The organism is Altererythrobacter epoxidivorans (assembly GCF_001281485.1).
In the GTDB taxonomy this organism is placed as follows: Bacteria; Pseudomonadota; Alphaproteobacteria; order Sphingomonadales; family Sphingomonadaceae; genus Erythrobacter; species Erythrobacter epoxidivorans.
Genome location: NZ_CP012669.1, coordinates 1,287,087 through 1,314,005, shown reverse-complemented (window position 1 = coordinate 1,314,005; position 26,919 = coordinate 1,287,087). Strand labels below are relative to the sequence as shown.

Below are 26,919 nucleotides of genomic sequence, written 5' to 3'. Positions count from 1 at the left end.
CAGCGATTATCCGGGTAAGACTCAATGGCCAACAGACCGCTCTCACCGCACCTGCAAATCTGGAAATGGGGCCCGCACATGCTGGTTTCCATCCTCCACCGCATCACCGGCGACGGGATGGCGCTGGTCGGCTTGGCAGTAATGGTCTGGTGGCTGGGCGCGCTCGCAAGCGGGCCCGATGCCTATGCAATGTTCCAGGCGGTTGCGACCTCGATCCCCGGCTACATCGTGCTGGTCGGTCTGAGCTGGGCATTCTTTACCCACCTGATGAGCGGCCTCAGGCACTTCGTTCTCGACATCGGTGCCGGATACGAGCTCGACATCAACAAGGTGTGGTCGACCCTGTCGCCGATCATCGCCATCGTTCTCACCGCGGCCTTCTGGGCCCTGATCTTCTTCAAGTAAGGCGCTGACCATGGGTAACGGAACCTCGATCGGAAAGGTGCGCGGGCTCGGCTCCGCACACGAAGGTGCGCATCACTGGCTGCTGCAGCGCTTCACCGCCGTCGGCAACCTCGTACTGACGCTGTGGTTCGTCACCAGCATCGTGTTGCTGCCGAACCTCGATTATTCGACCGTCGCGACCTGGCTCGCCAAGCCCGTCCCCGCGACCGCTATGGTGCTGCTTGTGCTCAGCACGTTCTGGCATGCGCGCCTCGGTCTCCAGGTCCTCATCGAGGACTATGTCCACAACAGCGGAACAAAGTTCGGAGTGATTACCCTGCTTAATCTCGCAACCATCGGCGGCGGCGCATTTGCCGTCTTCAGTATCGTTCGCCTTGCCCTGTCTGCCGGCGTGACCGGAGGTGCCGCGTAATGGTCGATACTTCTGCCTACAAGATCATCGATCACACCTATGACGTCGTGGTCGTCGGTGCCGGCGGTTCGGGCCTTCGTGCAACCATGGGTGCAGCCGAAGCAGGCCTGCGTACGGCCAACATCTCCAAGGTTTTCCCGACGCGTTCGCATACCGTTGCGGCGCAGGGCGGCATCGCTGCCAGCCTCGGCAACAACACGCCGGACCACTGGACCTGGCACATGTACGACACCGTGAAGGGGTCGGACTGGCTGGGCGACCAGGACGCGATCGAATATCTCGCACGCGAAGCTCCGGCTGCGGTTTACGAGCTCGAGCATGCAGGCGTGCCCTTCAGCCGCAATGCCGACGGCACGATCTACCAGCGCCCTTTCGGTGGCCACATGCAGAACATGGGTGACGGCCCGCCGGTGCAGCGCACTTGCGCCGCAGCCGACCGTACCGGCCACGCGATGCTTCACGCGCTCTACCAGCAGAGCCTGAAGTACGATGCGGACTTCTTCATCGAATATTTCGCGCTCGACCTGATCATGTCGGGCGAAGGCGCTGACAAGAAATGCGTCGGCGTTACCGCCATGTGCCTCGACGATGGCACGATCCACCGTTTCCGTGCGCAGTCCGTGGTGCTGGCGACTGGCGGCTATGGCCGCTGCTATTACACCGCCACTTCGGCCCATACCTGCACCGGCGACGGCGGCGGCATGGTCCTGCGCGCCGGCCTGCCCCTTCAGGACATGGAATTCGTGCAGTTCCACCCGACCGGCATCTATGGCGCCGGCGTCCTTATCACCGAGGGCGCACGCGGCGAGGGCGGTTACCTCACCAACTCCGAAGGCGAGCGTTTCATGGAACGCTATGCCCCGAGTGCAAAGGACCTTGCATCGCGCGACGTCGTCTCGCGCTCGATGGCGCTCGAAATGCGCGAAGGGCGCGGTGTCGGTCCCGATGGCGACCACATCTACTTGCATCTCGACCACATCGATCCGGCGATCCTGGCGGAACGCCTGCCCGGCATTACCGAAAGCGGGAAGATCTTTGCGGGCGTCGACCTGACGCGCCAGCCGCTGCCGGTTACGCCGACCGTCCACTACAACATGGGCGGTATCCCCTGTAACTATCACGGCGAAGTCGTGACCGTCGGCCCCGATGGCAATCCCGACCATGTCGTGCCCGGCCTGTTTGCCGTTGGTGAAGCTGCCTGCGTTTCGGTCCACGGTGCCAACCGTCTGGGGTCCAACTCGCTCATCGACCTCGTCGTCTTCGGTCGCGCAACCGGCCACCGCCTGAACGAGATCCTGACCGCAGGTGCGAGCCAGCCGGAACTCCCGGCTGACAGCGCCGATCTGTCGCTGACCCGTCTCGACCATTTCCGCAACGCCAAGGGCAGCACACCAACCGCCAAGGTGCGCGAGGAAATGCAGAAGGGCATGCAGAAGCACGCAGCCGTTTTCCGCGACAGCAAGTTGCTATCCGAAGGCGTCGAACTGCTCAAGAACGTCAACAAGAAGATGGAAGACATCCATGTCTCCGACCGCTCGTTGATCTGGAACAGCGACCTGATCGAAACGCTGGAACTCGACAATCTGATGGCGCAGGCGAATGTGACCATCGCTTCGGCAGAAAACCGCAAGGAAAGCCGCGGCGCCCACGCGCACGAGGATTTCCCCGACCGCGACGACAAGAACTGGATGAAGCACACCGTTGCCTGGTTCGAAGGCTGGGGCGGCAATGGCGGCGCGGTGCGGATCGATTATCGCCCGGTCCACGAGTACACGCTCACCGACGATATCGAGTACATCAAGCCCAAGAAGCGGGTTTACTGATGCGCTGGGGCTGGGGTTTCGCCGCACTCGGTGCGATTGCGATCTCGGCCCCCGCTTCGGCCCAACTCAGCAAGCCTGAAAAGCAGATCGTCAAAACGGTCGAAGCCGGCTTCGAGCGCGACGTTGCGTTGCTCGAGAAAATCGTTTCGCAAAACTCCGGTTCGCACAATCACCCCGGCGTGAAAGCCGTGGCCGACATGCTCGCGCCGGAATTCGAGGCCCTTGGCTTCGAGGTCGAGTGGATCGACCAGTCGGCGGCAGGCAGGGCGGGGCATCTCTTCGCCCGGCACAAGGGTAAGCCCGGCACTACCAAGATGCTGCTGATCGCGCATCTCGACACGGTTTTCGAGCCAAGTTCTCCTTTCCAGCAGTTCACTCGCGAAGGCGACCGGGCGATCGGGCCGGGCGTTGGCGATGACAAGGGCGGGATCATCGTGATCCTCTCGGCACTGCGGGCCATGAAGGCTGCAGGCACACTGAAGGATGCCAATATCGTGGTCGCTATGACCGGCGACGAGGAAGACGCGGGCGATCCCCTCGAAGCGGCGCGGGCAGACTTGATTGCTGCCGGTAGATGGGCGGACGTAGCGCTCGGCTTCGAAGGGCTTTCGGTCGAAGACGGCAAGGATTTCGGTGTCGTCGCGCGGCGCAGTTCGAATGGCTGGAAGCTCGAAACCACGGGGACAAGCGGTCATTCCTCCGCTATTTTCCGCGATGGCACGAGCTATGGCGCGATCTACGAGATGGCTCGGATCCTCGACACCTTCCGCCGCGAATTGCCCGAGGAAAACCTTACTTTCAACGTCGGTTTCATGGCTGGCGGCACCCCTGCGGTGATGGGCGAAGACCAGCTGTCTGCAAGCACGGTGGGCAAGACGAACATCATACCGTCCACCGCCGTTGCGGCCGGTGACCTGCGCACGCTGACGCCTGAGCAGACCGAACGGACGATTGCGGCGATGCAGGCGATCGTCGACGACAACTTGCCGGGCACGGATGCGACGATCAGCTTCGACATACGATATCCGCCGATGGCACCGACCGATGGCAACCGGGCGCTGCTGGCGAAGCTCAATGCGATCAATGCGGACATGGGCCTGGCGCAGATGGAGGAATATCCGCCCTCCAGGCGCGGGGCGGCCGACATCAGCTTCGTCGCGCCGCTGGTAAAGGCGTCTCTTGCCGGTCTGGGGCCTGATGGCCGCGGGAGCCATGCCGCAGGTGAAAGCGTGGACCTGAAGAGCTTCACCCGCCAGGCGCAGCGGGCGGCCATCCTGATGGGCAGGCTCGTGAAGGCAAAGGTCGACTGACCTTCCCGACGCGCCCTGTGCAAGCCCGCTTTGCGGCGCTGGCTCTCTTGATGCTCGGTGCCTGCGCATCGGCGATCACGCAGCCTCCGGCAAGGTTGGGGGCGGACGAGTTCTATGCCAAGTCGGTTTCGGCAAGCGGGGTTCCGATCCTTGCGTCGGCCCGTGTCCCCGATGAAGCGCTCTTCGCGGCGCGAAGCATGGTTGTTGGCATGCTGGAGCACCGGCCCGATCTTGCGCGCTGGCTTGCCCAGAACGATTACCGGCTGGCGATCATTGCCGATGACGAGGCCTTGCTCGACCTTCCCGAGAACAGGGACTGGAAGAAACCTGCCCCTGATGATCCGCGCCTGACGCGCTGCGAAATCAAGCATTACGACGAGCGGATCGGCGCCCTGTCGGATCGTGCCTATTGGGACGGACGCGCCCGCGGGATCGGGGGGCGCCGCGCGGTTGCCGCCGAAGAGGATGTGCTGGGTTATCGCGCGTCACGATATTGGGGGGAAACGATCCTCGTCCACGAGTTCGCCCATAATGTCCTGTTCGCCATCGAGGCCGTCGATCCGCGCCTCCATGCCGAAATCGAAGCGGCTTACGAGAACGCCCGGCGCAAGGGTTTATGGCGCGACGAATATACCATGACGACGATGCAGGAATATTGGGCGGAAGGTTCGCAATTCTGGTTCAATTCGAACCGGTTGCAGGCATTCGACGGTCGCAGCATCCTGAATGCCGCGGATGTCGCCGCTTATGATCCGCAACTGTATGCAGCGCTTGCCAAGGCATATGGCGAGAGGCATCGGCTCGACAGCGACCCTTTCTGGATGAGCGAAGCACGCACACCGCCGGGCCCGATCCCGGAGAATACCGCCGAGGTCTGCTAGTCCAGCGGCGGGGCGCGATAGGCTTTCACGATCTTCACCGGCTTTGCGAGCATCTGTCCCTTGAGCCAGCCTTCGCCCTTGTCAGGGTCCACCGGTGCGGCATGAATTTCCTGCACCACGTCCATTCCGCCAACGACACGCCCGAACACCGCGAAGCCGGGGCGCTGTCCCGGGTCTTCTGCATTCGGCTGCGCGTCGAGGCCGACCTGGTCCTTGATCATGATCGAGAAATCGCCCGTCGCCGTGCCGGGATCGAAGCGCGCCATCGATAGCGCTCCATTGACATGGCTCAGGCCGGTCTCGTTGGTCGGCTCGTGCGCGATCGGCGGCAGGATGCGCTTGGGGTCGTTCTGGGTCCCGCACTGGAGCAGGCCGTTGGGCGGTTCGCCCCATTCGAGGTGCATGGCGCGATAACAGACCGTGCCGTTGAACCGTCCTTCCTCTACATAGCGCAGGAAGTTGGCTGCGGTGATGGGCGCGCGCTCCATTTCGAGCGCGATGGTGATGTCGCCGATGGTCGTTTCAAGTACGACAAGCGAAGTTTTCGGAGCCTCTGCCTCTGGTGGATCTGTGATCGCAGGCCCGTCCTGCGCATTGGCGGGGTGGGCAGACACGAGGACGGTCGCGGCAAGGATCGATCGAATGAATGTCATTCGTCCATCGTGATCTGTCGTTGGCAGAGAAGCAAGCCATCTGAACGGCTGTTCATCCACGCTTCAGGTTTACAAACGTAGTCGCAATGACTACAGCCGTAATCACAAACGCTAGGGAGGTGTGTGTGGCCAAGGGTGAGGATACCAGACCCGATCGGATCAGCGAGGCCGAGCACGCCGTCATGGAAGTGCTCTGGGCGAAACCCGATCCCGTTACCGCTGCCGAAGTTTGCGAAACCGTGTGCGATGCGCGCGGTTGGAGCCTGCCGACCGTCAAGACCCTGCTCAGCAGGCTCGTATCGAAACAGGCGATTGCCGCGAACCCCGATGGCAGGCGCTATCTCTACTCTCCGCTGATTGCCCGATCCGACTATGTCGGCGGTGAATCGCGCCGCCTTGTCGAACGCTTGTTCGGCGGAAAGCCAGCCTCGCTGTTTGCACATCTGGCGCAGCAGGAAGCACTGACCGACAAGGATCTCGCCGAAATCGAGGCATTGCTGAAGGAGCTGAAGCAATGACCCAGTGGCTTTTCGACACGCTCGTTTGGACTGGCGCGCTGATCGCGCTGGCGCTTCTCTTGCGCAGGCCGGTCGCTCATTGGTTCGGTCCCCGGATTGCTTATGCTCTCTGGGCGCTGCCGACCCTGCGCCTGTTCCTTCCTCCGATCGAGCTCCCCGCCTGGATGGCTCCCGAAGCAGCCCCGGTCCCTGCTGCAGAGACTGCTGTCGCAGGTGCGGAGCAGGTCGTGTTGCTTGTTCCGGTCGATCCTGTCCCGGTTGCCGAGGGTAACTGGTTTGCGGAGCTGCCGCTGGTCGAATTGGCCCTGGTCCTCTGGCTGACCGGCACCCTCGCATTCCTGTACCGGCGCTTTCGCGGCTATGCAGAAATGCGCGAGGAAATGTTGACCAATGCCCGTACGGTCGGGCGGGTCGGTAAGATCCGGTTGATCGAAACACCCGCTACCAGCGCGCCGCTTGCCTTCGGCGTTACGGACAAGGTTGTCGCACTGCCGCAGGGTTTCATGGCGCAGTCCGACATGGCCATTCGCAATCTCGCGCTGGAACACGAATTGTCGCACCACCGCGGCCACGACCTGCTCACCAATTTCCTGGTCCAGCCGCTGTTCGCGATGCACTGGTTCAACCCGCTGGGGTATCTCGGCTGGCTGGCGCTGCGCCGCGATCAGGAGGCGGCATGCGATGCGCGGGTAGTCTCTTCGCGCGAGCCGGAGATCCGCGCCACCTATGCCAATGTCATTGCAAGTTTTGCCGCCGGCCCGAATGTCGCTCTCGCTGCGCCGATGGCATGTCCTGTCTTGGGGGATAAGTCGATAATCCACCGACTGAGGAGTCTCAGAATGAACGAATTTTCGAACCGTCGCCGGCTTGCCGGACGCGGTCTGGTCGCCGCAGCGCTGATCGCCCTGCCGCTGACCGCATCGATCAGCTATGCCGAAAACACCCCGCCAGAGGTGCCGGCACCGCCCGCGCCGCCGGCCCCACCGGAAGCGCCCGTTGCCCCGGTTGCACCCGCAGCCCCGGTTGCTCTCCAGGCTGCAAATGAAGTCGGCGAGGTAGAGGAGTCCGACGGTGAAACGCAGGTCTTCGTCATCAAGACCGATGGTGAAGACGGCAAGACGGAGGAAGTCCGCAAGGTCCGCGTGGTCAAGAAGATCGAAGGCGAGAAGGGAGCGAAACCCCTCAAGGTCCACCGCGAGGAACGCATCATCATCAAGGGTGACGGCGAAAAGCTTTCGAAGGAAGAACTCGCCGAACTGCGCCGCGAGCTTGCCGAAGGCATGGCCGAGATGGACATCGAGCTGAAGGAAGCGATGGAAGAGCAGCGCCATGCCCTGATCGAACTTCACGAACTCGAAGGTGACATGGTCGACATCAAGATCGACTGCAATGACGGCAAGGCCAAGGAATGGACCGACAAGAACGGTCGCAAGATCACCAAGATCTGCGCCACCAGCGTCATGGCCAGTGCCCTCGGCGGTCTGAAGCAGGCCCGCGCCAGCATTGCTGCGGACAAGGAAATGCCAGCTGAAGTTCGCGCCGAGGTGCTGCGTTCGCTCGATGAAAAGATCCGCGAGATGCAAGCGCGTCGCAACTGATCGCACCGCGAAATATTTAGTCGCTAGATAGGGCGGGTGACCTCCAAGGGTTGCCCGCCTTTCTCTTGCCAGCGAGAAGGAAAGCATTCACAACGCATTCAGTTCGTCGCTCTCAGAGAACGGTTCATCGCCAAAAGCGCAGGAGGATGAACATGAGAAGTCGAAGATCGCCCAGCATGAAATTGCTGTTCGCAACACTGATAGGCGTCGCGCTGATTATACCGCTCGTCTTCGTCTATGCCCTGGTGAGCGACAGGCAGCACCAGGCGCGCGTCGCGCAGGATTCTATTGCTTCCGGCTGGGCCGGGGCGCAGGTCGTCACTGGTCCTGTCCTCGTCATTCCATATACGGAAGAACGCGTAACGACCGAGATGGTCGACGGTCAGAAGACCACGCGTACGGTCGAAACACGTGACGAGCTTTTCCTCGCGCCAGAGCGGCAGTCGATCGACACGGAAATCGACCCCGAGGTCAAAGAGCGGGCGATCTACAAATCGGTGATTTACGATATCGCGGCGCAAGGCCAGGCGCGCTTCGCACTGCCGGCCGATCTCGGCAAATACGGCGTGACGGCGGGCCAACTCATACTTGGCGAAGCAGAGGTCCGCCTCGGCATCAGCGATCCTCGCGGCTTGCAGCCCGATGCGCGCCTTAAGGTCGCAGGCAAGAACTTGCCGCTGGAACCGGGCAAGGGTTCTGCCTCGAGTGGCGGGTCTGGAGTCCATGCGAATTTCGACTGGAGCGAGGGCAAGCCTCTCGATGTGGAGTGGTCCTACTCCCTGCGTGGCAGTCGCTCGATCAGCGTAGTTCCGCGCGGCAAGGAAACCGTCTGGACGGCTCGTTCCAGCTGGCCGCACCCCAGTTTCGTCGGCAGTTTCCTGCCCGGAGACGAAGACAGGACGATCAGCGATGACGGGTTCGAGGCGCGCTGGTCGATTTCCAACCTCGCGCTCGGGGAAACGGTCCTGACCAAGGCGGAACCCACCATGCCGATCGTTTCGGACAATCCGGAAGAGGATTACCGCGTAGCGATGGTGGAGGATCGCGGCGGCACGGGGATCAGCAAGGCTGCGACAATTCGCCTGGTCGAACCGGTCGATCTTTACAGCCGGGTCGATCGTTCGGTGAAATACGGATTCCTCTTCATCGGCTTCACCTTCCTCGCCTTCCTCATGTTCGATGTGGTCGCAGGGGCCAGCGTTGCTTCGGCGGAATACCTGCTGACAGGGGCAGGGCTCATCCTGTTCTTCGTGATGCTCCTCGCATTTGCCGAAATGCTGGGCTTCACCATCGCATACGTGATCGCGAGCGGCGCGATCATAGGCTTGCTCACGAGTTACAGCGCAGCCGTATTGGGTAGCTGGAAGCGGGCACAGGTAATCGGCGCATTGCTCGTCGGCCTCTATGCCGTGCTCTATGTACTGCTCAGCCTCGAAGCATGGTCGCTCGTGATCGGTTCGATCCTGCTGTTCCTCGCTCTTGCCGGCGTGATGTTCGCGACGCGGAACATCGACTGGTCGGGCGTGGGCCGCAGCGAAGAACAGGCTGCGGAGGTGAACTGAACACTAGTTCTCGCCCTGCACGACGGGGATCGAGGAATAGGCAATGGGCGGCGGGGAGCTTTGGCTTTCCGCCGCCTTTTCGCGTTCGACGAGCTTCTGCACCTGTTCGCCATTGACGGCGACCTGCGTAAAGGCCGGGCGTGACGGGTAGGGGCAATCGCGCGCTTCGCCGAGGCCCTTCAGGTAACCGCGACGGACCATCCCGGCCATGATGGCGGCCTGGAACTGCCTTTCATGGTCAGCGGCACCTGTAATTTCGCGCAGGATGCCGCGAAACGGAATGAAGGATCCGACGATTTTCTGGGCGATGCGGCCCTCGCTGATGCGGTCGCGCTTGTCGGCCTGGATGTCGTAATCGTAACCCAGCACGCGGTCGAGATCGGCGATGGCAGCGCCGATGGCGGCGCAATCACCCAGCGCACCACTCGCATAGGGATCTTCCGCCGAAACAAGCAGCACCTCGGGAATTTCGTCCTTCGAGATGTTGAGGTCGGTCAGGGGTGTGACAGCTACGTCCTCGACGTCGGGTTCGCGGTCGCGCACCACTTCGTCGTCACGTGCAGAAGCGCCAACCGCGCTTGCCATCAGTGCGGCAGCGACGGCACCCTTAGCCCATGTCGAAATAACGATCGCATTGCGCGTCATCTGCACTCTCCATTCCGAGGCGAAGCGCTTCCATGCGCTGCCTGCTGGTGCCGTGTGTAAAACCTTCCGGATTGACCCGCTGGCCGGCATTGCGCTGCAAGGTGTCGTCGCCGATCGCGCTTGCCGCCTTCATGCCTTCTTCCATGTCGCCCGGCTCGATCAGGTTGCGGTTCTTGCCCGCCCAGACCCCTGCGTAGCAATCGGCCTGCAGTTCCATGCGCACCTGCAGATCGTTGGCGCTACGGGGGTTCTGCTGCTGCGCCGAACGGACTTGCGAGGCGAGGCCGGTCAGATTCTGGATGTGGTGGCCATATTCATGCGCCATCACGTAGTAACGGGCGAAATCGCCGCCACCGCCAGCCATCTTGGCAAGCTGGTCGTAGAAACTCGTGTCGATGTAGATGCTCTGGTCGGCAGGGCAGTAGAACGGGCCGGCGGCCGAGGTCGCGCTGCCGCAGCCCTGCGTGGTGACACGACCGTTGCGGTAAAGGTCGAGATAGGGATCGCTGAATGCGATACCTGCTCGCTGGAATTCAGGAGCCCAGGTCTGGTTGAGCGATTGCAGCGCGTTGCATGCCTCGGTGGCATAGGGTCCGCTGGTGCAGATTTCCTGCTCGCTCATGTTGCTTTGCTGGGAAGTCGGCGCCTGCTGCTGTGCGCCTTCGATCGCGCCGATGGTCTGCATCGGATCCGCCCCGAAAACGAAATAGGCGATGAGCGCGATCACGATTGTGCCGCAACCGATCCCTCCGCCCCTGCCGCCGGGGAACCCGCCGCCACCCCCGCTCGAACGAACGCGGATATTGTCGGTATTGAACGGATTCAGACGCATTTGATTCCCCCGAATTGATGATATCCTCGCCTTCGCTTTACGCTGGACAGGCGCGCTGGCGAAGGTATCGGCTGCATATCTGAATTGTAAACAGGCAGGAGTTCCGAATGTTCCTAGAGGGAAAACGTGCACTGGTCACCGGATCGACCTCGGGCATCGGACTGGCGATTGCCCGTGCACTTTCCGCAGAAGGTGCCAAGGTCATTCTCAACGGGTTTGGCGATGAAGCGGAAATTGCGAAATTGTGCGACGAACTTGGCGCAACGCATTCCGCGGCCAACCTGCTGGATGTGTCCGAGATCGAACAGATGATGGCCGAAGCGGGCCAGGTCGACATCCTCGTGAACAATGCCGGGATGCAGCATGTTTCCCCGGTCGAGGATTTTCCCATCGACAAATGGAACGCCATCATCGGCCTCAATCTCACGGCGACATTCCACACGACCCGCCTCGCGGTGCCGGGAATGAAGGAGAAAGGCTGGGGACGCATCATCAACACGGCCAGCGCGCATTCGAAGACAGCGTCGCCATTCAAGAGCGCCTACAACGCCAGCAAGCATGGCGTTGACGGTTTTACCAAGACGATCGCGCTCGAACTCGCGCAGAGCGGTGTCACGGCCAATTGCATCAGTCCCGGATACGTCTGGACGCCGCTGATCGAAGGGCAGATCCCCGACACCATGAAGGCGCGCGGACTTTCGCGGGACGAAGTTATCAATGACGTCCTGCTGGCAAAGCAGCCGACGAAGAAATTTGTCCAGCCCGATGAAATCGGTGCCCTGGCAGCGTTCCTGTGCCGCGATGAAATGGGCAATGTGACCGGCGCCAACTGGAGCATCGACGGGGGATGGACCGCAGAGTGATGCACCAAGGGGGCAAGCTGATCAGCGGAATGAAGGCACTTGCCGCGACGGTCGCGCTTGCGCTTCTGTCGGGCTGCGTCACGACGCCGGTCGGTCAATACAGCAAGCAGGAATCGGCCCAGATTGCCCAACGTCTGACGACCGATATCGGGATGCTTGCCAGCGAGGAATTCGGTGGCAGGCGGCCGGGAACAGCAGGCGAGGATCTGACGCTCGACTACGTGCGGAAGAACCTCGAAAGCGCCGGCTATGTTTCCGGCACCAATGATCCTGCAAATCCGTGGCGTGCACCCGTTGAACTCGTCAGCACGCGTCCGGAAGGCGGCAGCATGGAGATCGTGCTGGGCCGCAAGCGCATCGTCCTGCCTCCAGAGCAAAGCGTCGTGTATTCGGCTCGCAAGCGTACGCTGGTCGAACAGGCGCCGATCCTTTTCGTGGGGTTCGAATCCGAAACCCTCGGAGAAGATGTGATCCGCGGCAATGTCATCGCGATGCTCGCCGAACCAGGCGTCAGCCCGCAACGCCGCAGCGACTTTTTCGACAAGGGGGCAGCAGCAGTCATCACGCTCGTGGAAACCGAGGATGACGTTGCCTCGGTCAAGGCATCGCGGAATCGTGAACGGTTGAGCCGCCCGAGCAAAAATGACGATTTCCTCAGCGCCTATGCAACTTACGGGGCCTTCGGAAATGCCATCGGCAATGCCGAATGGACCAAGCTCCTGGCGCAAGCGCAGGAAGACGAATTTTCACCGGTCACATTGAAGGCCGAAGTGACGCTAGAAGCGCTTACCGATCGCCATGACGTGCGTACGGCCAATCTCATCGGGATGCTGCCCGGAACGAAACCGGGCACGGGCGCGGTATTGCTGCTGGCGCATTGGGACCATCTCGGTGACTGCGGCCCGCTCGAAGATGCGGACAGGCTGTGCAATGGCGCGGTGGACAATGCGAGCGGCGTTTCGCTGATGATGGAGCTTGCCCGGCAGCTGTCTGCATCGGGGCCACATGATCGCGACATCTACGTGCTAGCGACTACGGCTGAGGAGTGGGGCCTGATCGGAGCGGAGGCCTTTGCCGAAAGCCCGCCGATACCCCTTGAAACGATTGTCGCGGCTTTCAATTTCGATACGGTCGCAATTGCGAGGTCGGGAAGCCCGGTCGGTTTCGTGGGAGAAGGGCGCACGCGCCTCGACGACGTGGTGCGCGAAGTGATGGGAGAAGCTGCCCGCGAATTTGCCGACCGCGAACTGACCGAACAGTTCATCCGGCGTCAGGACGCATGGGCACTGCTACAGCATGATGTCCCCGCAGTGGTCCTTTCGACCGCTTTTGGAGACAAGGCGGCGCTCGATAGCTACCTGATCGGGCGCTATCACCGGGCGGCCGACAACCCCGATACGCTGGAACTTGGCGGGGCGATAGAGGATCTGAAATTGCATCAGATGCTGGTCGAAAGGATCGCCAGCACGACGCGCTATCCACTGCCGTGAAATTGAAGCGCTACTACCACTAGCAGAATTGGGGTTGTGCGGTTACATGGGCCGCCACGAATCTCCCCGGTAATGAAAGTGGCGCATATGGATATCCCCCTCGGCCTAACCTTCGACGACGTTCTCCTGCGTCCGGCCGAAAGCGACGTCCTTCCTTCGATGGCGAACACGGCGACACGCCTGACCAGGGAAATCGCGCTCAACATCCCCGTCCTGTCCGCAGCGATGGATACCGTGACCGAAGCTGACATGGCGATCGTCATGGCGCAGCTCGGCGGGATCGGCGTGCTCCACCGTAACCTGACGATCGAAGAACAGGCGGCCGCCGTTCGGCAGGTTAAGCGTTTCGAGAGCGGGATGGTCGTCAATCCGATCACTATCGGCCCCGATGCGACGCTGGGAGATGCCCAGGCGCTGATGACGCAGAACCGCATCAGCGGCATTCCGGTTACTGACCGGGGCGGCAAGCTGGTCGGCATTCTCACCAATCGCGACGTGCGTTTCGCGGAAAATCCGCAGCAGCCGGTCCGCGAACTGATGACGACCGACAATCTGGCGACGGTACCGCTCGGCACCGGACAGGAAGAGGCGCGCCGCTTGCTGCATCAACGCCGGATCGAGAAGCTTCTCGTGGTGGACGATGACGGTCATTGCGTCGGGCTGATCACGGTCAAGGATATCGAGAAGGCCGTCACCTATCCCGACGCGACCAAGGATGCTGCCGGACGCCTGCGCGTGGCTGCGGCGACTACTGTCGGCGACAAGGGTTTCGAGCGGACCCAAGCGCTCGTCGATGCGGAATGCGACGTTGTCATCATCGACACCGCGCACGGCCACAACAAGGACGTTGCCCGCGCCGTCGAACGCGCCAAGAAACTGTCCAACTCCGTCCAGATTGTCGCTGGCAATGTCGCCACCGCAGAAGCGACCCGTGCGTTGATCGACGCAGGAGCAGATGCAGTGAAGGTCGGCATCGGCCCCGGTTCGATCTGTACCACGCGCGTCGTTGCAGGTGTCGGTGTTCCGCAGCTGACCGCCATCATGGAAAGCGCTGAAGAAGCGGCCAAGTCGGGCGTTCCGATCATCGCCGACGGCGGTCTTCGCACCAGCGGTGACGCTGCAAAGGCGCTGGCCGCAGGCGCATCGACCATCATGGTCGGATCGATGCTGGCCGGTACGGCCGAAAGCCCCGGCGAGACTTTCCTCTACCAGGGGCGCAGCTACAAATCCTATCGCGGCATGGGCAGCGTAGGCGCGATGGCACGCGGCAGTGCCGACCGTTATTTCCAGGCCGATGTTTCTGCGATGAAGCTGGTCCCCGAAGGGATCGAGGGCCAGGTGCCGTTCAAGGGGCCTGCAGCCGATGTCGTCCACCAGCTGGTCGGCGGGATCAAGGCTGCCATGGGTTATACCGGATCCGCCACGATCGACGAGCTTCGCGAACGGGCCAAGTTCGTCCGCATCACCAATGCGGGCCTGTCGGAAAGCCATGTTCACGACGTGGCGATCACGCGTGAGGCGCCGAACTATCCGACGCGCTGACACATGACTCCTGCTGCGCGGGTGCAGGCCGCGATAGAACTGCTCGACGCGATCATTGAAGCGGCGAAAGGCGAAGGTGCACCGGCCGATAGGCTGATCGCCGACTATTTCCGCCAGCGTCGCTATGCGGGGTCGAAGGACCGGCGTGCGGTGCGCGAACTTGTCTATTCCGCGATCCGTGCCTGCGGGGAAGTTCCTGCAAGCGGAAGGGCTGCGATGCTGGCACTTGCCGGGCAGGACGATGCCCTGATCGACCTGTTCGACGGTTCGCCGCACGGTCCGGCAGAAGCGCGAGACGGTGAGGACGCGGCAGAGGCTGGCGTTGCGCCGAAATGGCTGGTCGAGCGACTCGGTGCTGCAGGGATTACAGGCGAAGAACTTGCGTCCCTGATGGGGCGGGCGCCGCTCGATATCCGGGTCAATTCGTTGAAGGCGGACCGGACGAATATCGAACTGCTAGAGCAGGGCGAGCCTCTCGCTGCTCCGCAAGGCCTGCGTTTCGAAAGCGGCGTGCAGGTCGAACAATGGGCTGCCTATCGCGACGGGCTGATCGAGGTCCAGGACCACGGCAGCCAGCTCGTCTGCATCGCTGCAGGGGCCATTCCCGGCGAGACTGTAATCGACCTTTGCGCAGGGGCCGGCGGCAAATCGCTCGCCATGGCAGCGCGAATGGAAAACCGTGGTCAGCTGATTGCTTGCGATGTCGACAAGCGCCGCCTCGGCAATTTGCCTCCAAGAGCCGAACGCGCCGGTGCCGGTGTGATCGAGACGATGCTGCTCAATCCGAAATCGGAACTCGAAATGTTGCGCGACAGTGGAGTGACCGGAGATCTTGTGCTGGTCGATGCACCGTGTTCGGGTACCGGGACATGGCGGCGCAAGCCCGAGGCCAAGTGGCGCCTGACCCCGCAGCGCCTCGCGCGTTTTTCCGAAACGCAGGACTACCTGCTCGATATCGCAGCGCAGGTCACCAAACCCGGTGGGCGCATCGCCTTCGTTACTTGCTCGTTGCTCGACGAAGAGGGAAAGGATCGCATCGATGCGTTCCTGTCCCGCCACGATGGCTGGCAAGCGCTGGCAATCGATCTGCCGGTGGGCCGGGCCTACGGTAACGGATGGAGGCTCACTCCGTCTCACGACGGCACGGACGGCTTTTTTGTCGCAATGCTGGGTTCAGCCTGTTAGGCATAGACATTATGGCTGAGCCTTCATCTCGACCGATGAATGCCTTGAAGGAGTTGTTCATGCGTTTCGCGCCCGCTGCCGCTGCCCTTTCCCTGATGTTCGCCGTCAATGCGAGTGTGGGTAGCGCCGGTGCAGCAGATCCCGATCCGCGTGCAGCAATGCTGATAGCTCAAGGCCGTGCTGCATTGGCGGCTGGCAAGCCGCAGGACGCGATCGACGCGTATGAAGCGGCGCTTGCGGTCGATCCGGCCTACACCCCGATATTCAATGAACTGGCCGATGCCGCCCGGATCGAAGGGCTGCAGGGCAAGGCGATCCGTTACTACCGCGAGACGCTGGCACGCGACCCCGGCAACCTTGCCGCGATTTCGGGCGAGGGGTCGGCGATGGTAGAAAAGGGCGCCCTTGAAAAGGCGAAGCGCAATCTCGCCCAGCTCGAAAGCCTCTGCGGCGAAACCTGCCCTGAAACCATGGCGCTGCAGACGACCATTGCACGTGGCGCGAAACCGCGCATGGCGGCTAGCGAAACCGAGGTTTCGCAGAACTGACCTCGCCCCTGGCGTTTTGCCGTCAGGGCGAAGCGGTCAGATCAGCGCGCGAAATTCCTTGACCAGGGTGCGATAGACGTCGCGCTTGAACGGCACGATCAGCGCCGGAAGTTCGTCAGGCTCAACCCATTTCCAGCAATCGAATTCGGGCGGATGGTGCGCTTCGAGATCGATATCCTCGTCCGATCCCTTGAACCGGCCGAGAAACCAGTGCTGTTCCTGGCCGCGGAATTTTCCGCCCCACAGCTTGCCAATCAACTCGTCCGGAAGATCGTAGCGGACAGGGTAGGGCATGCGCCCGATCACATCGACCAGATGCGCACCGACGCCCGTTTCTTCGCGCAATTCGCGCAGCGCGGCTTCTTCGTGGTTCTCGCCCGGATCGATGCCGCCTTGCGGCATTTGCCACGCCCCGAGGTCCTTTGAATCGATCCGTTGGGCGACGAAAACCTTGCCCGACATATTGGCGAGCATGAAACCGGCACAGGGCCGGTAACCAAGATCACTCATCAGTTCTGTCCTAGGAACATCTTCATGGCTGCGAACACGCGCTCAAGCTCGCCCTGGTAGCTGGGGATCGCCTGGCGCAGGTTAGTGAAGCTGTGCGTTCCGCCCGACACCTCGAGGAAAACATGGTCGACGCCGGCATGGGATAGGGCCGCTGCGTAGTCGCGACCGGAATCGCGAATGGGATCGAGGCTTGCCGTGGCAACGACGGTGGGCGGGGTGCCCTCGTGCTGGCCCAGGATCGGCATAGCGCGCGGATCCTTGCGGTCGGGCACATAGGCTGCATCGAAGAACAGGATAGCTGCCTTGGTCAGGATGTAGCCTTCGGCAAATTCATCGAGGCTGTGCGAGCCGATGGCATCTGTCGCCAGCGGGAAGATCGGCACCTGAAGGACTACCGGCACGTTGGCGGCGTTCTTCGCCAGTTGCTGTGTCACGACGATCGTGGCGTTGCCGCCAGCGCTGTCGCCGATATTCACGATGCCGGTCGCCTTGCGTCCCAGTTCCTCGGGCGATCCTGCGACCCATCGTGCAGCCGCTTCACAATCCTCGATTGCTGCAGGGAAGGGATTTTCGGGCGCCCGCCGGTAATCGACTGCGACCACCGGCAGGTCCATCTGGTGTGCGATTTCCGTGCACAGATTGTGGTGCGTATCGAGGTCGCCGATCACGAACCCGCCGCCGTGGTAAAACATGATTACAGGCGATGGATCGCGGCTCTCTCGTGCATCGTACAGGCGCAGAGGAATATCACCGGCGGGGCCGGGGCAGCAGAGGTTGCGAATGACTGCCAGGTCACGCGCCGGGGCGTCGGCCATTCCGTGCAATGCGACATAGCTTTGGCGCGCTTCTTCCAGCGTCATGTCAGCCAGGGCAGGGCCGCCTGCCGCTTCCAGCAAGGTCAGGAATGCTTTCACGTCCTCGCGAACATAGGGCTGGTTATCGGCCATTCGGTAGTTCTCCATCTCTCTCGTTTTGCGCAGGTTAGGCTGGACCAATTCCGTTTTCCACTCGACATTTTGCAAACCAAGGAGAAAAACTTCATTGCGATGCGCCGCGCACATCCATAGGTGCCGCGACATATAAGACTGGCGCCCGGACCATGGGTGCACGAAAAGGAATGCGAATGGCAACGCAAGTCGTTGAGACGCCGCCTGAGAAGGCATCCCCCCAGACACCCGATGCCGTGGTCGTCCGCTTTGCGGGCGATAGTGGTGACGGCATGCAGCTAACGGGCGGGCAGTTCACCCTCTCGACAGCGCTCGCTGGCAACGACCTTGCGACCTTCCCGGACTTCCCCGCAGAAATCCGTGCCCCGCAAGGGACGCTGTTCGGGGTTTCTGCCTTCCAGATCAATTTCGGCAGCCGCGAAATCAGCACCGCTGGCGATGCGCCCGACGTGTTGGTGGCAATGAACCCTGCTGCGCTGAAGGTGAACCTGCCTTCGCTCAAGCCGGGAGGCCTGATCATCGCCGACACGGGCGAGTTCACGAAGCGCAATCTCGACAAGGCGAAGTACGACACCAATCCGCTCGAAGACGACAGCCTTGCGAAATACGACGTGCTGGCGTTCGACATCAGCGCGCTGACCATCGAGGCGGTGAAGCCCTTCGGACTTGGCAACAAGGATGCGCTGCGTTCGAAGAACATGTGGACGCTCGGCCTCGCGCTGTGGATGTTCGATCGTTCGCGCGAGCCGATCCAGGAATGGCTGCGGCAGAAATTCCGGACGAAGCCTGACATTGCAGACGCCAATATCGCTGCACTGAACGCAGGGCATGCATACGGCGAAACGGCGGAGCTATCGGGCCCCCTGAAGCAGTTGACGGTCCCGCCGGTCGAAAGCGCGCCGGGCCTTTACCGCACGATTACCGGCGCAGAGGCGGTCTCGCTCGGCCTCGTGGCTGGTGCGCAGCTTGCCGAACTGCCGATGTTCTTCGGCGGCTATCCGATCACGCCTGCCAGTGCGATCCTCCACCACCTTGCGCGGCTGAAGGAATACGACGTCACGACATTCCAGGCGGAAGACGAGATCGCTGCGATCTGCGCCGCCATCGGGGCAAGCTATGCCGGCAGCCTTGGCGTCACGTCATCATCGGGCCCGGGCATCGCGCTGAAGACCGAAGCGATGGGCCTCGCGATCATGACCGAGCTACCGCTGGTCATCGTCAATTCGCAGCGCGGCGGACCGTCGACGGGCCTTCCGACGAAAACCGAACAGTCCGACCTGTATCAGGCGGTTTACGGTCGCAACGGCGATGCACCGATGCCGGTCATCGCTGCGAGCAGCCCTGCCGATGCTTTCGAATGTGCGATCGAGGCCTGCCGTCTCGCCGTGCGCTACATGACGCCGGTCATGCTGCTGACCGACGGCTACATCGCGAATGCTGCCGAGCCGTGGCAGGTGCCCGATCCGGCGAGTTTCGAACCTTTCCCCGCCACTTTCCTGAGTGAAAAGAACGGGCCGGACGACACATTGCTGCCCTATGTTCGCGACGAAAAGGGCGCGCGTCCCTGGATCAAGCCAGGCACGCCGGGCCTGATGCACAGGATCGGCGGGATCGAGAAGGATTCGCGGACCGGTAACATCAGCTACGATCCGGCCAATCACCAGCTGATGACCGACCTGCGCAAGGCGAAGGTCGACGGCATCGCCAATGATGTGCCTGACCAGGGTTGCTGTCTGGGTGAGGCAGGCGCGAAGCTGGCCGTGGTGGGCTGGGGTTCGACCTATGGGCCGATCCACCGCGCAGTCTCGCAGGCCCGGGCCAAGGGGCACGACGTTGCGCATGTCCACTTCCGCCACATCTGGCCGATGCCGAAGAATACCGGCGAGCTGCTGCGCACTTTCGACAAGGTGCTGGTGCCCGAAATGAACACTGGCCAGTTCAAGACCGTGCTGCGCGACCAGTTCCTGATCGATGCGCAATCCTTCACCAAGACCAACGGCCTGCCGTTCTACATCCACGAGCTCGAGGCAGCTATCGAGGAGGCGCTGTCATGAACGCACCTGTAAAGATCGAAACGACGCTGAAGGATTGGGAAACCGACCAGGAAGTTCGCTGGTGCCCGGGCTGCGGGGACTACGCCATCCTGAAGGCGGTGCAGCGCACCCTGCCGCAGCTTGGCGCGAACCCGGCCAACACGTGCTTCATCAGCGGGATCGGCTGCTCGAGCCGTTTCCCATACTACATGGAAACCTATGGTTTCCACACGATCCACGGGCGTGCGCCAGCCTTTGCAACGGGTGCCAAGCTTGCCAATCCGGATCTCGATATCTGGCTGGTAACGGGTGACGGCGATGGCCTGTCGATCGGCGGCAACCACCTGATGCATGTGCTGCGCCGGAACGTGAACATGCAGATCATGCTGTTCAACAACGAGATTTACGGCCTGACCAAGGGCCAGTTCTCGCCCACCAGCCGCGAAGGTACCAAGAGCCCGTCGACCCCGATCGGTTCTTTCGACCGTCCGGCAAATCCGGCCGCTTTTGCGCTCGGTGCCGGTGCGCGCTTCGTCGGGCGCGGTTTCGATGTGTCGAAGAACCTCCCCGACGTACTCATGGCTGCCCACGCCCACCAGGGTGCGGCCTTCATCGAGATCTTCCAGAACTGCATCGTATACAACAAGGACGTGTTCGAGGATTTCGCTGCGCCCAAGGGTGCAGGCGATCGCCAGCTGTGGCTCGAACATGGCAAGCCGATGCTGTTCGGCGATCCGAAGACGGGCCTGGACAAGGGCATCGCACTCGACCGGGACAAGATGGCCCTGACAGTCGTCGAGGCAACCGAAGACAATTGGGAAGAAGCTGGCGTGCTCGTCCACGACGCAACCAATCGCGTCATCGCTCACCTGCTCGTCGAAATGCCGTTCGGTCCGTTCCCGATGGCCCTGGGTGTGATCTATGATGATCCACGCCCGACTTTCGAAGCGGCTGTTGCGAACGAACGCGAGCGGGCGACTTCGGGCAAGCAGGCCAACCTCGCCAAGCTGCTGGGTTCGGGACAGACTTGGACGGTCAGCGGGACCGCTCAGGACCCGATCTGATCGGGGGCGGGGCCGGAAGACTGGTCGGCAATCGACCCGTCCGGCTCCTCGATCTTGTGCTTTCTCTGGAGCGTTGCGGCTAACAGCCCGACGCCTAGCGCCCATGCTGCACCGAGCGTCCAGCCGCCGAGCACGTCCGACGGGAAATGGACGCCCAGGATCACGCGCGTGCAGCCGATGGCAAGCACGAGCAAAGCCGCGACTGTGATTGTGAAAATCCTGCTTTTGCGATCTTCGAAGCTGCGCGAGATCATCACGGCAATCGTCAGGTAGATGATCGCACTGTTCAGTGAATGCCCGCTCGGAAAACTCATCGAAGTCACTTCGACGAGATGCGGGACCACTTCGGGTCGCGGACGAGCGAACAAGCCTTTGAGGAACGTGCTGAGCATGGCCCCGCCGCCTGTGGCGATCGCCGTGAAAAGCGCCTGCCTGAATCTTCCGAGAAGCAGCAGGAACGCGACGGCGAGAATGCTGACCAGGGTGAGGACGGTGACCCCGCCCAAGGCTGTCAGGTCGGTCGCAGCGGAATGGAGCCACGAGGGGCCGATCAGCTGTGACGGATCTTCCGGTAACCGCAGTGCTTTCAGGATTGCGATGTCCAATGCCTGGGTATCGCCTTCCTGCATTTCGCCGGCAAGCTTGACGAACCCCGCCACCAGTGCGGCGCCGACGACAAAAACCGCCAGAAAGCGTTGTTCACGGTGAAGATATCGCAGGATGTTGGGTAGAGGCACGAAGCGGGGGTTCCTTTCCTTGCCTGATCCAACGCATGATGTGCGGACACGTTTCATGGCAGGGGCAATCGCTTGGATAATCTCACACACAGCCTGGTCGGCGCTCTGCTCCGGCAGGCCGGGCTAAAGCGGAAGACGGGGCTCGCCATGCCCGCGTTGATCATCGGCGCGAACCTGCCCGATGTGGACGCTGCCTGCTTCTTCTGGCTGGAAGGAATCGAACATCTGGGGTTCCGACGCGGGATCACCCACGGTCCGCCAGCACTGGTGCTGCTGCCGCTGGTCCTGGCGGGTCTGCTGTGGGGCTTCGACCGCTGGCAGGCCAAACGGGGCACACGACCCGAAGGGCGGTTACCGGTCAGTTTTAAATGGCTCTTCCTGCTCAGCTTCATCGGGTGCCTGACGCACCCGACACTCGACTGGCTCAACGTCTATGGGATCCGCCTGCTCGAGCCGTTTTCGTCCGAATGGTTCTATGGCGACACGCTGTTCATCATCGACGTGTGGCTTTGGGCGCTGATGGGATTTGCGACTTGGTTCTCGCTCATGCGTGAGAAGCGGGCTGAGAACTGGACGAGGCCCGCACGCCTCGCGATCGGCGTGGCGCTGGTGTATATTGCAGGAAACGGAGTTTTCTCGGCCTATGTTCGTGACATGGCGCGCCTGCACGAGCCCTATCCGGTTTACGCCATCGCTGCCCCTGTCCCGTTCGCATTCTGGGAACGTGAGACGATTATCCTTCGCGAAGATGGAATATGGCTTTCGACGCATTGGACCGGCCCGGACGAGGGGCGCGGGTATCACGAGGCAGGTACGCAAGTTTGTGCCTTGCCCAAAATGATCCGGCACATTGCAAAGGACGGTGAACTGGCAGCCTTCCTGTTCTGGAGCCGTGCGCCCTTTGCCGAGCAGACGAAAGATGGATCGGTGATCCTGCGCGACGCGAGGTTTTATGATCCGCGAGCACGCGACCGGTTTGCTATCGCCGTACCGAATGCAAGCTGCGAGGAACCGCTGGACGACCAAGGCAGTTAATCGCCCATGGCATCTCCACAAATCGTATGGCTGCGGCGCGACCTGCGCATGGCAGACAATCCCGCGCTCTATCACGCCGCCCAGCAGGGGCCGGTGGTCGCGGTCTATGTCCTTGATGACGAAGCGGCAGGAGATCACGCCTATGGCGGCGCATCGCGCTGGTGGTTGCATCACTCGCTCGAAAGCCTGTCGAAAAGCTTCGGCGCGCGCAATTCGCGGATAATCCTGCGGCGCGGCGATGCGGTGGAGGAACTGGCCAAGGTTGCCAATGCCGTGGGTGCGGAGACTGTGCACGCCAATCGTCACTACGAGCCCTGGTGGCGCAAGGCACAGGGCAAGCTGGCGAAACAGCTCGACCTTCAGCTCTACGACGGGAATTACCTCTTTCCGCCGGGCCACATCACCACCGGCTCCGGCGATCCGTACAAGATCTACACGCCGTTTTCGAAGTCCACTCTCGAGCAGATGCCCCCCCGAGATGAACTACCCGAGCCTGAGACGATTTCTTCGCCTGATGAATGGCCGGCGAGCGACAAACTGGAGGAGTGGAACCTCCTCCCGACCAAGCCCGATTGGGCAGGGGGCATGCGCGACTTCTGGGAAGTGGGCGAGGCGGCCGCTTTCGAAAGGCTCGATTGGTGGGATGACCATGTCGAGGATTATGATGAGGGGCGTAACCTTCCCAGCGTCGACAAATCCTCGCAGTTGTCGCCGCATCTCCATTGGGGCGAAATCTCGCCCGTTCAGATCTGGCATCGCTTCAAGGACAAGCGAAGCCAGGGATGGAAGACCTTCGAGAAGGAACTGATCTGGCGCGATTACGCCCAGAACGTGATCTGCCAATTTCCGGACTATCCCAAGGAAAGCTATCGCGATTACGATGAACGTACTCTCTGGCGGAACCCCAATGCGGGCCACCTGATCCAGCAGGATATGGAATGCTGGCAGAAAGGGATGACGGGTTATCCCATCGTCGATGCCGGCATGCGCCAATTGTGGCAAACCGGCTGGATGCACAATCGCGTGCGGATGATCACCGCCAGTTTCCTTATCAAGCACCTGCTGATCGACTGGCGCCACGGCGAGCGCTGGTTCTGGGATTGCCTGGTCGATGCCGATTACGGATCGAACGGAGTGAACTGGCAGTGGGTGTCCGGCACCGGTGTCGATTCGAACATGTTCAGCCGGATCATGGCTCCGCTGAGCCAGTCGGAAAAATTCGACGCGGCGGGCTATATCCGGGAATACGTTCCCGAGCTGGCCAAGCTGTCCGATGACGAAATCCATGATCCCGCCGACAGCAAGCGCGGCGATTATCCGGTCAAGATTATCGGTCACAAGGAGGCCCGAGAGCGTGCGCTGACCGCTTATCGTGAAAGCAAGTCCTGACATGGTTGCCCGCGCGGGTGGCGCGGCTATATGCTGTCGCCATGACGGCACAGGGGTTAGACAGAGGTAAGGAACTGCTCAGCGGTGGAGAGCGCTTCGCGGCGACTCCCGGATTGCTGGCAAGGACCATGTCTCCCGGATTCCAGAAAATTCTCGACCTGATCGATGCCGGGCTTGAGCGCGGTTCGATCCTCGGGCACCTGCCCGATGGAACGACGCGCTTGCTTGGCGGCAAGGCTCCCGGTTTCGAAGCGGAAGTCCATCTGAAGGATTGGCGCGGGCTCCTTCGTCTGACCACCAGCGGATCAATCGGATGGTATCAGGCATGGGAAGCGGGCGAATGGGAAAGCCCCGACCTCGTGCCGGTTTTCGCCATCTTTTCGGACAATGCGCTTTCGCTCGGTAACACGGGCAGGGCGAGCGGACCGTTTCGCTGGGCGGCGCGATTTGCCCATATGTTCAACCGCAACAGCAAGAGCGGTTCGCTGCGCAACATCCAGGCGCATTACGATCTCGGCAACGATTTCTACCACCCATGGCTCGATCCCTCGATGACCTATTCATCGGCGTTGTTCGGCGCGTCGAAGGATTTGGCAGAGGGACAACGCGGCAAGTGGGCTGCGCTTGCCGAGCGGATTGGCGACGCGGAGTCCGTGCTGGAAATCGGATGCGGTTGGGGCTCGCTCGCGAATGACATCTCCGCGCGCGGCAACCGGGTGACAGCGATCAGCCTGTCCGATGAACAGCTGGCTTGGGCGCGGGATCATCAGGACAAGTCGATCGATTTCCGCAAACAGGACTACCGCGACACACAAGGCCAGTTTGACGCCATCGTAAGTGTAGAAATGGTCGAGGCGCTCGGCCGCGAGTACTGGCCGACCTTCATGGATTGTATCGCCCGTAACCTGAAGCCGGGCGGGCGGGCCGCTATCCAGTATATATCGATGCGTGACGAATTGTTCGACGCCTATGCGGCAAGCGCCGACTTCATCCAGGCCTACATTTTTCCAGGCGGATTGCTGATCCGCACGAGCGAATTTCGCGACCTGGCAGAGCAGCGCGGCTTGCAATGGCAGGACCAGGTCGATTTCGGGCTCGATTATGCTGACACTCTCCACCAATGGCGGGTGAATTTCGATGCGGCGGTTGCAGAGGATCGGCTGCCTGAAGGCTTCGACCAGCGCTTCTGCGACCTGTGGCGCTATTATCTCGATTATTGCGAAGGGGGCTTCCGCGGAGGCTCCACCGATGTGCACCAGGTGACACTGGTGAAGGGAGAATAAGAATGCGGACCAAGGCAATGCTGCTGGCGATGACGCTGGCGTTGAGCGGCTGCACCATGGGTGCTGCCACCGACGTACCCACTACGCCGCTGGCGGCAAACCAGGTAACTACGGTCACGCCGCCGGTGCGCGACCCTTCAGAATTGCAGGTGCTGTTCTGGAACGACGAACAGCGCAGCGCCCGTTTCCGCAATATGGAGGGCTGGTTCGCGGGTCTTGAAGTCCCGGCGTCGGCCAATCCGCGCGCGCTGCCGGATGGTGCGCCGCTTCCTGCCGCATTGCAGGAGGAGATTGCAGGCCTGATGAAACGCACTGACGCCGTCGGCGTAATGGTCTTGCAGGACGGGAAGAAGCGTTACGAGAATTATGGCGACGGCATGGGCGCGGATGATCGCTGGACCAGCTTCTCTGTCGCGAAGAGCTTCACTTCGACGCTTCTCGGTGCCGCTGTGCGGGACGGTTTCATCGCCGATCTCGGCGATCCCGTGACAGATTATATCCCCGAACTTGCGGGTTCGGCCTATGACGGGGTCACTGTCGAGCAGGTCGCAACGATGACGTCGGGTGTCGCGTGGAACGAGGATTATACCGATCCTGAGAGCGACGTTGCCCGGATGCAGTACTACATCAACGAGTACGGACCTGGCGCAATCGTGGCGCAGATGAAAACGGTGAAGCGCGAAGCAGAGCCGGGCACGAAGTGGGTCTACAAGACCGGTGAAACCAACCTGCTTGGCATGATCGTCGAAAATGCGGTCGGCCTGCCGCTGGCAACATATGCGAAGAACAAGATCGTGAACCCGGCCGGTTTCGAAGGCGACCTGTTCTGGATGACCGATCCCCGCGGCGGAAATGTCGGCGGGTGCTGTCTGTCCATCACCTTGTCCGACTATACCCGCATGGGCCAGTTCGTCCTCGAAGGTGGCGAAGGCGTTGTGCCGGAAGGCTGGTTCGCCAAGGCAGGGAGCCCGATCGTCGATCTCGGCAATGGGTTTGGTTACGGATACCAGTGGTGGACTTACCCGGGCGAAAACTTCGGTGCACAGGGCATCTTCGGCCAGTCGATAACGATTGTCCCCAGCGAGAAGCTGGTCGTCGCGGTTGTCAGCAATTGGCCGACAGCAACCAGCAACGATTATCGCGGGGCATGGCGCAATGTCGTCGGGAAGATCGCCTCAGCCGATTAACCTTTGGCAATTTAAAGCGCGTCAGATCGCGCGATACATTCCGGTGTTGCTATAACGCTGGATGATGTTGTCGTGCACGATCGGGCTGAGCAGTTCCGTGAACGCGCAGCCGACGATGCAGTTGTCCCACCACACGACCTGGGCTTGCAGCGATTCGAGGCCGGGAAGTGTGAGCCAGCAAACCTGACCTTCGTGCATCCGGTTGATCGAAGCGGCAGAAAAGCCCGAGATGGAGAGGTCGTGGACCACGCTCTGGAAGGCACGGCCGCCTGAGGCGCGGAGCGTCGACGGGATCGTCAGTTTCGTGCGCGGAGCACAGCGATCTTCCTGTGCTGCGATCTTGTAACGCTCGTCAGTCGTCTGCATGGCACTGAACCTTCTGAATGCAACGCCCGCTCGCCAAGCCTTCGCGCGCCTGTGCGCGGGGTCTTTGACGATGGTTTAGGCAGATTGCTCGGTCAGAGTTG

26 protein-coding genes are annotated in these 26,919 nt (G+C 61.6%); 19 read left to right on the top strand and 7 right to left on the bottom strand.

Going from position 1 to position 26,919, the window contains the following annotated elements:
• Positions 1 to 78: 78 nt before the first annotated feature.
• Genes sdhC through AMC99_RS06585 form a run of 5 tightly spaced genes read left to right on the top strand, consistent with a single transcriptional unit; the run spans position 79 to position 4,831 of the window.
• On the top strand, positions 79 to 405 hold the full coding sequence (sdhC, locus tag AMC99_RS06605) for a succinate dehydrogenase, cytochrome b556 subunit (protein ID WP_232301526.1): 327 nt from the start codon (positions 79 to 81) through the stop codon (positions 403 to 405).
• Positions 406 to 415: 10 nt separating this feature from the next.
• Positions 416 to 817 carry a succinate dehydrogenase, hydrophobic membrane anchor protein gene (gene sdhD, locus AMC99_RS06600; protein ID WP_061924429.1) on the top strand — a complete coding sequence of 134 codons (402 nt, stop codon included), beginning with the start codon at positions 416 to 418 and terminating at the stop codon, positions 815 to 817.
• Positions 817 to 2,640, top strand: a complete 1,824-nt coding sequence (sdhA, locus tag AMC99_RS06595; protein ID WP_061924426.1) for a succinate dehydrogenase flavoprotein subunit — start codon at positions 817 to 819, stop codon at positions 2,638 to 2,640. Before sdhD ends, sdhA begins: the two co-directional genes overlap by 1 nt.
• Positions 2,640 to 3,950, top strand: a complete 1,311-nt coding sequence (locus AMC99_RS06590) for a M20/M25/M40 family metallo-hydrolase (RefSeq protein WP_061924423.1) — start codon at positions 2,640 to 2,642, stop codon at positions 3,948 to 3,950. The genes sdhA and AMC99_RS06590 overlap by 1 nt, the downstream gene beginning before the upstream one ends.
• A 50-nt stretch (positions 3,951 to 4,000) precedes the next feature.
• Entirely contained in the window at positions 4,001 to 4,831 is an 831-nt protein-coding gene (locus AMC99_RS06585; RefSeq protein ID WP_061927794.1) for a hypothetical protein, read from the top strand.
• On the opposite strand, the gene AMC99_RS06580 is transcribed toward AMC99_RS06585, so the two are convergent.
• Positions 4,828 to 5,484, bottom strand: a complete 657-nt coding sequence (locus AMC99_RS06580; protein WP_061924419.1) for a peptidylprolyl isomerase — start codon at positions 5,482 to 5,484, stop codon at positions 4,828 to 4,830. The genes AMC99_RS06585 and AMC99_RS06580 overlap by 4 nt on opposite strands.
• Positions 5,485 to 5,666: 182 nt before the next feature.
• Between AMC99_RS06580 and AMC99_RS06575 the strand changes: the two genes are divergently transcribed.
• The 3 genes from AMC99_RS06575 (at position 5,667) to creD (ending at position 9,162) form a co-directional block, all read left to right on the top strand.
• Positions 5,667 to 6,002 carry a BlaI/MecI/CopY family transcriptional regulator gene (locus AMC99_RS06575; RefSeq protein WP_232301544.1) on the top strand — a complete coding sequence of 112 codons (336 nt, stop codon included), beginning with the start codon at positions 5,667 to 5,669 and terminating at the stop codon, positions 6,000 to 6,002.
• Positions 5,999 to 7,600: a M56 family metallopeptidase gene (locus AMC99_RS06570; RefSeq protein WP_061924413.1), complete on the top strand. Its 1,602-nt coding sequence runs from the start codon at positions 5,999 to 6,001 to the stop codon at positions 7,598 to 7,600. Before AMC99_RS06575 ends, AMC99_RS06570 begins: the two co-directional genes overlap by 4 nt.
• A gap of 152 nt (positions 7,601 to 7,752) precedes the next feature.
• Positions 7,753 to 9,162 (top strand): cell envelope integrity protein CreD, encoded by a 1,410-nt coding sequence (gene creD, locus AMC99_RS06565; RefSeq protein WP_061927792.1) that lies wholly within the window; start codon positions 7,753 to 7,755, stop codon positions 9,160 to 9,162.
• Between the two features lie 3 nt (positions 9,163 to 9,165).
• On the opposite strand, the gene AMC99_RS06560 is transcribed toward creD, so the two are convergent.
• Both AMC99_RS06560 and ypfJ read right to left on the bottom strand, forming a co-directional pair.
• Positions 9,166 to 9,807 (bottom strand): hypothetical protein, encoded by a 642-nt coding sequence (locus tag AMC99_RS06560; RefSeq protein WP_232301525.1) that lies wholly within the window; start codon positions 9,805 to 9,807, stop codon positions 9,166 to 9,168.
• A complete protein-coding gene (gene ypfJ / locus AMC99_RS06555; protein ID WP_061924410.1) occupies positions 9,770 to 10,639 on the bottom strand; it encodes a KPN_02809 family neutral zinc metallopeptidase in 870 nt (289 codons plus the stop codon). The genes AMC99_RS06560 and ypfJ overlap by 38 nt, the downstream gene beginning before the upstream one ends.
• A gap of 107 nt (positions 10,640 to 10,746) precedes the next feature.
• Here ypfJ and AMC99_RS06550 point away from each other — a divergent pair, with 107 nt between their 5' ends.
• The 5 genes from AMC99_RS06550 (at position 10,747) to AMC99_RS06530 (ending at position 16,267) form a co-directional block, all read left to right on the top strand.
• Entirely contained in the window at positions 10,747 to 11,502 is a 756-nt protein-coding gene (locus AMC99_RS06550; protein ID WP_061924407.1) for a 3-hydroxybutyrate dehydrogenase, read from the top strand.
• Complete coding sequence (locus tag AMC99_RS06545) at positions 11,502 to 12,992, top strand: M28 family metallopeptidase (protein ID WP_232301543.1); 1,491 nt, start codon at positions 11,502 to 11,504, stop codon at positions 12,990 to 12,992. The genes AMC99_RS06550 and AMC99_RS06545 overlap by 1 nt, the downstream gene beginning before the upstream one ends.
• Before the next feature lie 87 nt (positions 12,993 to 13,079).
• Entirely contained in the window at positions 13,080 to 14,534 is a 1,455-nt protein-coding gene (gene guaB, locus AMC99_RS06540) for an IMP dehydrogenase (RefSeq protein WP_061924400.1), read from the top strand.
• 3 nt (positions 14,535 to 14,537) lie between these two features.
• Entirely contained in the window at positions 14,538 to 15,719 is a 1,182-nt protein-coding gene (locus AMC99_RS06535) for an RsmB/NOP family class I SAM-dependent RNA methyltransferase (protein WP_061924397.1), read from the top strand.
• A gap of 59 nt (positions 15,720 to 15,778) precedes the next feature.
• A complete protein-coding gene (locus AMC99_RS06530; RefSeq protein ID WP_232301524.1) occupies positions 15,779 to 16,267 on the top strand; it encodes a tetratricopeptide repeat protein in 489 nt (162 codons plus the stop codon).
• A 36-nt stretch (positions 16,268 to 16,303) separates the two neighbouring features.
• Here the strand turns inward: AMC99_RS06530 and AMC99_RS06525 are convergent, their stop codons facing one another.
• Complete coding sequence (locus AMC99_RS06525; RefSeq protein WP_061924390.1) at positions 16,304 to 16,777, bottom strand: RNA pyrophosphohydrolase; 474 nt, start codon at positions 16,775 to 16,777, stop codon at positions 16,304 to 16,306.
• On the bottom strand, positions 16,777 to 17,724 hold the full coding sequence (locus AMC99_RS06520; protein WP_157058270.1) for an alpha/beta hydrolase: 948 nt from the start codon (positions 17,722 to 17,724) through the stop codon (positions 16,777 to 16,779). Before AMC99_RS06520 ends, AMC99_RS06525 begins: the two co-directional genes overlap by 1 nt.
• A gap of 176 nt (positions 17,725 to 17,900) precedes the next feature.
• Here AMC99_RS06520 and AMC99_RS06515 point away from each other — a divergent pair, with 176 nt between their 5' ends.
• A complete protein-coding gene (locus tag AMC99_RS06515; RefSeq protein ID WP_061924387.1) occupies positions 17,901 to 19,778 on the top strand; it encodes a 2-oxoacid:acceptor oxidoreductase subunit alpha in 1,878 nt (625 codons plus the stop codon).
• A complete protein-coding gene (locus tag AMC99_RS06510; protein WP_061924383.1) occupies positions 19,775 to 20,821 on the top strand; it encodes a 2-oxoacid:ferredoxin oxidoreductase subunit beta in 1,047 nt (348 codons plus the stop codon). The genes AMC99_RS06515 and AMC99_RS06510 overlap by 4 nt, the downstream gene beginning before the upstream one ends.
• On the opposite strand, the gene AMC99_RS06505 is transcribed toward AMC99_RS06510, so the two are convergent.
• Positions 20,806 to 21,558: a phosphatase PAP2 family protein gene (locus AMC99_RS06505; RefSeq protein WP_198143585.1), complete on the bottom strand. Its 753-nt coding sequence runs from the start codon at positions 21,556 to 21,558 to the stop codon at positions 20,806 to 20,808. The two genes, AMC99_RS06510 and AMC99_RS06505, sit on opposite strands and share 16 nt — an antisense overlap.
• 72 nt (positions 21,559 to 21,630) lie before the next feature.
• Between AMC99_RS06505 and AMC99_RS06500 the strand changes: the two genes are divergently transcribed.
• Genes AMC99_RS06500 through AMC99_RS06485 form a run of 4 tightly spaced genes read left to right on the top strand, consistent with a single transcriptional unit; the run spans position 21,631 to position 26,452 of the window.
• On the top strand, positions 21,631 to 22,593 hold the full coding sequence (locus AMC99_RS06500) for a metal-dependent hydrolase (protein WP_061924381.1): 963 nt from the start codon (positions 21,631 to 21,633) through the stop codon (positions 22,591 to 22,593).
• 6 nt (positions 22,594 to 22,599) lie between these two features.
• On the top strand, positions 22,600 to 23,982 hold the full coding sequence (locus AMC99_RS06495) for a cryptochrome/photolyase family protein (protein WP_061924379.1): 1,383 nt from the start codon (positions 22,600 to 22,602) through the stop codon (positions 23,980 to 23,982).
• A gap of 41 nt (positions 23,983 to 24,023) precedes the next feature.
• Positions 24,024 to 25,265: an SAM-dependent methyltransferase gene (locus AMC99_RS06490; RefSeq protein WP_061924376.1), complete on the top strand. Its 1,242-nt coding sequence runs from the start codon at positions 24,024 to 24,026 to the stop codon at positions 25,263 to 25,265.
• Positions 25,266 to 25,267: 2 nt separating this feature from the next.
• A complete protein-coding gene (locus AMC99_RS06485) occupies positions 25,268 to 26,452 on the top strand; it encodes a serine hydrolase domain-containing protein (protein ID WP_061924372.1) in 1,185 nt (394 codons plus the stop codon).
• A 21-nt stretch (positions 26,453 to 26,473) separates the two neighbouring features.
• On the opposite strand, the gene AMC99_RS06480 is transcribed toward AMC99_RS06485, so the two are convergent.
• Positions 26,474 to 26,818, bottom strand: a complete 345-nt coding sequence (locus tag AMC99_RS06480) for a PilZ domain-containing protein (protein ID WP_061924369.1) — start codon at positions 26,816 to 26,818, stop codon at positions 26,474 to 26,476.
• Positions 26,819 to 26,919 lie beyond the last annotated feature (101 nt).

Coding starts and splice junctions, on each gene's coding strand:
- sdhC (WP_232301526.1), top strand. CDS start 79: ATGCTGGTTTCCATCCTCCACCGCATCACCGGCGACGGGATGGCGCTG.
- sdhD (WP_061924429.1), top strand. CDS start 416: ATGGGTAACGGAACCTCGATCGGAAAGGTGCGCGGGCTCGGCTCCGCA.
- sdhA (WP_061924426.1), top strand. CDS start 817: ATGGTCGATACTTCTGCCTACAAGATCATCGATCACACCTATGACGTC.
- AMC99_RS06590 (WP_061924423.1), top strand. CDS start 2,640: ATGCGCTGGGGCTGGGGTTTCGCCGCACTCGGTGCGATTGCGATCTCG.
- AMC99_RS06585 (WP_061927794.1), top strand. CDS start 4,001: ATGCTCGGTGCCTGCGCATCGGCGATCACGCAGCCTCCGGCAAGGTTG.
- AMC99_RS06580 (WP_061924419.1), bottom strand. CDS start 5,484: ATGACATTCATTCGATCGATCCTTGCCGCGACCGTCCTCGTGTCTGCC.
- AMC99_RS06575 (WP_232301544.1), top strand. CDS start 5,667: ATGGAAGTGCTCTGGGCGAAACCCGATCCCGTTACCGCTGCCGAAGTT.
- AMC99_RS06570 (WP_061924413.1), top strand. CDS start 5,999: ATGACCCAGTGGCTTTTCGACACGCTCGTTTGGACTGGCGCGCTGATC.
- creD (WP_061927792.1), top strand. CDS start 7,753: ATGAGAAGTCGAAGATCGCCCAGCATGAAATTGCTGTTCGCAACACTG.
- AMC99_RS06560 (WP_232301525.1), bottom strand. CDS start 9,807: ATGACGCGCAATGCGATCGTTATTTCGACATGGGCTAAGGGTGCCGTC.
- ypfJ (WP_061924410.1), bottom strand. CDS start 10,639: ATGCGTCTGAATCCGTTCAATACCGACAATATCCGCGTTCGTTCGAGC.
- AMC99_RS06550 (WP_061924407.1), top strand. CDS start 10,747: ATGTTCCTAGAGGGAAAACGTGCACTGGTCACCGGATCGACCTCGGGC.
- AMC99_RS06545 (WP_232301543.1), top strand. CDS start 11,502: ATGCACCAAGGGGGCAAGCTGATCAGCGGAATGAAGGCACTTGCCGCG.
- guaB (WP_061924400.1), top strand. CDS start 13,080: ATGGATATCCCCCTCGGCCTAACCTTCGACGACGTTCTCCTGCGTCCG.
- AMC99_RS06535 (WP_061924397.1), top strand. CDS start 14,538: ATGACTCCTGCTGCGCGGGTGCAGGCCGCGATAGAACTGCTCGACGCG.
- AMC99_RS06530 (WP_232301524.1), top strand. CDS start 15,779: ATGCGTTTCGCGCCCGCTGCCGCTGCCCTTTCCCTGATGTTCGCCGTC.
- AMC99_RS06525 (WP_061924390.1), bottom strand. CDS start 16,777: ATGAGTGATCTTGGTTACCGGCCCTGTGCCGGTTTCATGCTCGCCAAT.
- AMC99_RS06520 (WP_157058270.1), bottom strand. CDS start 17,724: ATGGCCGATAACCAGCCCTATGTTCGCGAGGACGTGAAAGCATTCCTG.
- AMC99_RS06515 (WP_061924387.1), top strand. CDS start 17,901: ATGGCAACGCAAGTCGTTGAGACGCCGCCTGAGAAGGCATCCCCCCAG.
- AMC99_RS06510 (WP_061924383.1), top strand. CDS start 19,775: ATGAACGCACCTGTAAAGATCGAAACGACGCTGAAGGATTGGGAAACC.
- AMC99_RS06495 (WP_061924379.1), top strand. CDS start 22,600: ATGGCATCTCCACAAATCGTATGGCTGCGGCGCGACCTGCGCATGGCA.
- AMC99_RS06490 (WP_061924376.1), top strand. CDS start 24,024: ATGACGGCACAGGGGTTAGACAGAGGTAAGGAACTGCTCAGCGGTGGA.
- AMC99_RS06485 (WP_061924372.1), top strand. CDS start 25,268: ATGCGGACCAAGGCAATGCTGCTGGCGATGACGCTGGCGTTGAGCGGC.
- AMC99_RS06480 (WP_061924369.1), bottom strand. CDS start 26,818: ATGCAGACGACTGACGAGCGTTACAAGATCGCAGCACAGGAAGATCGC.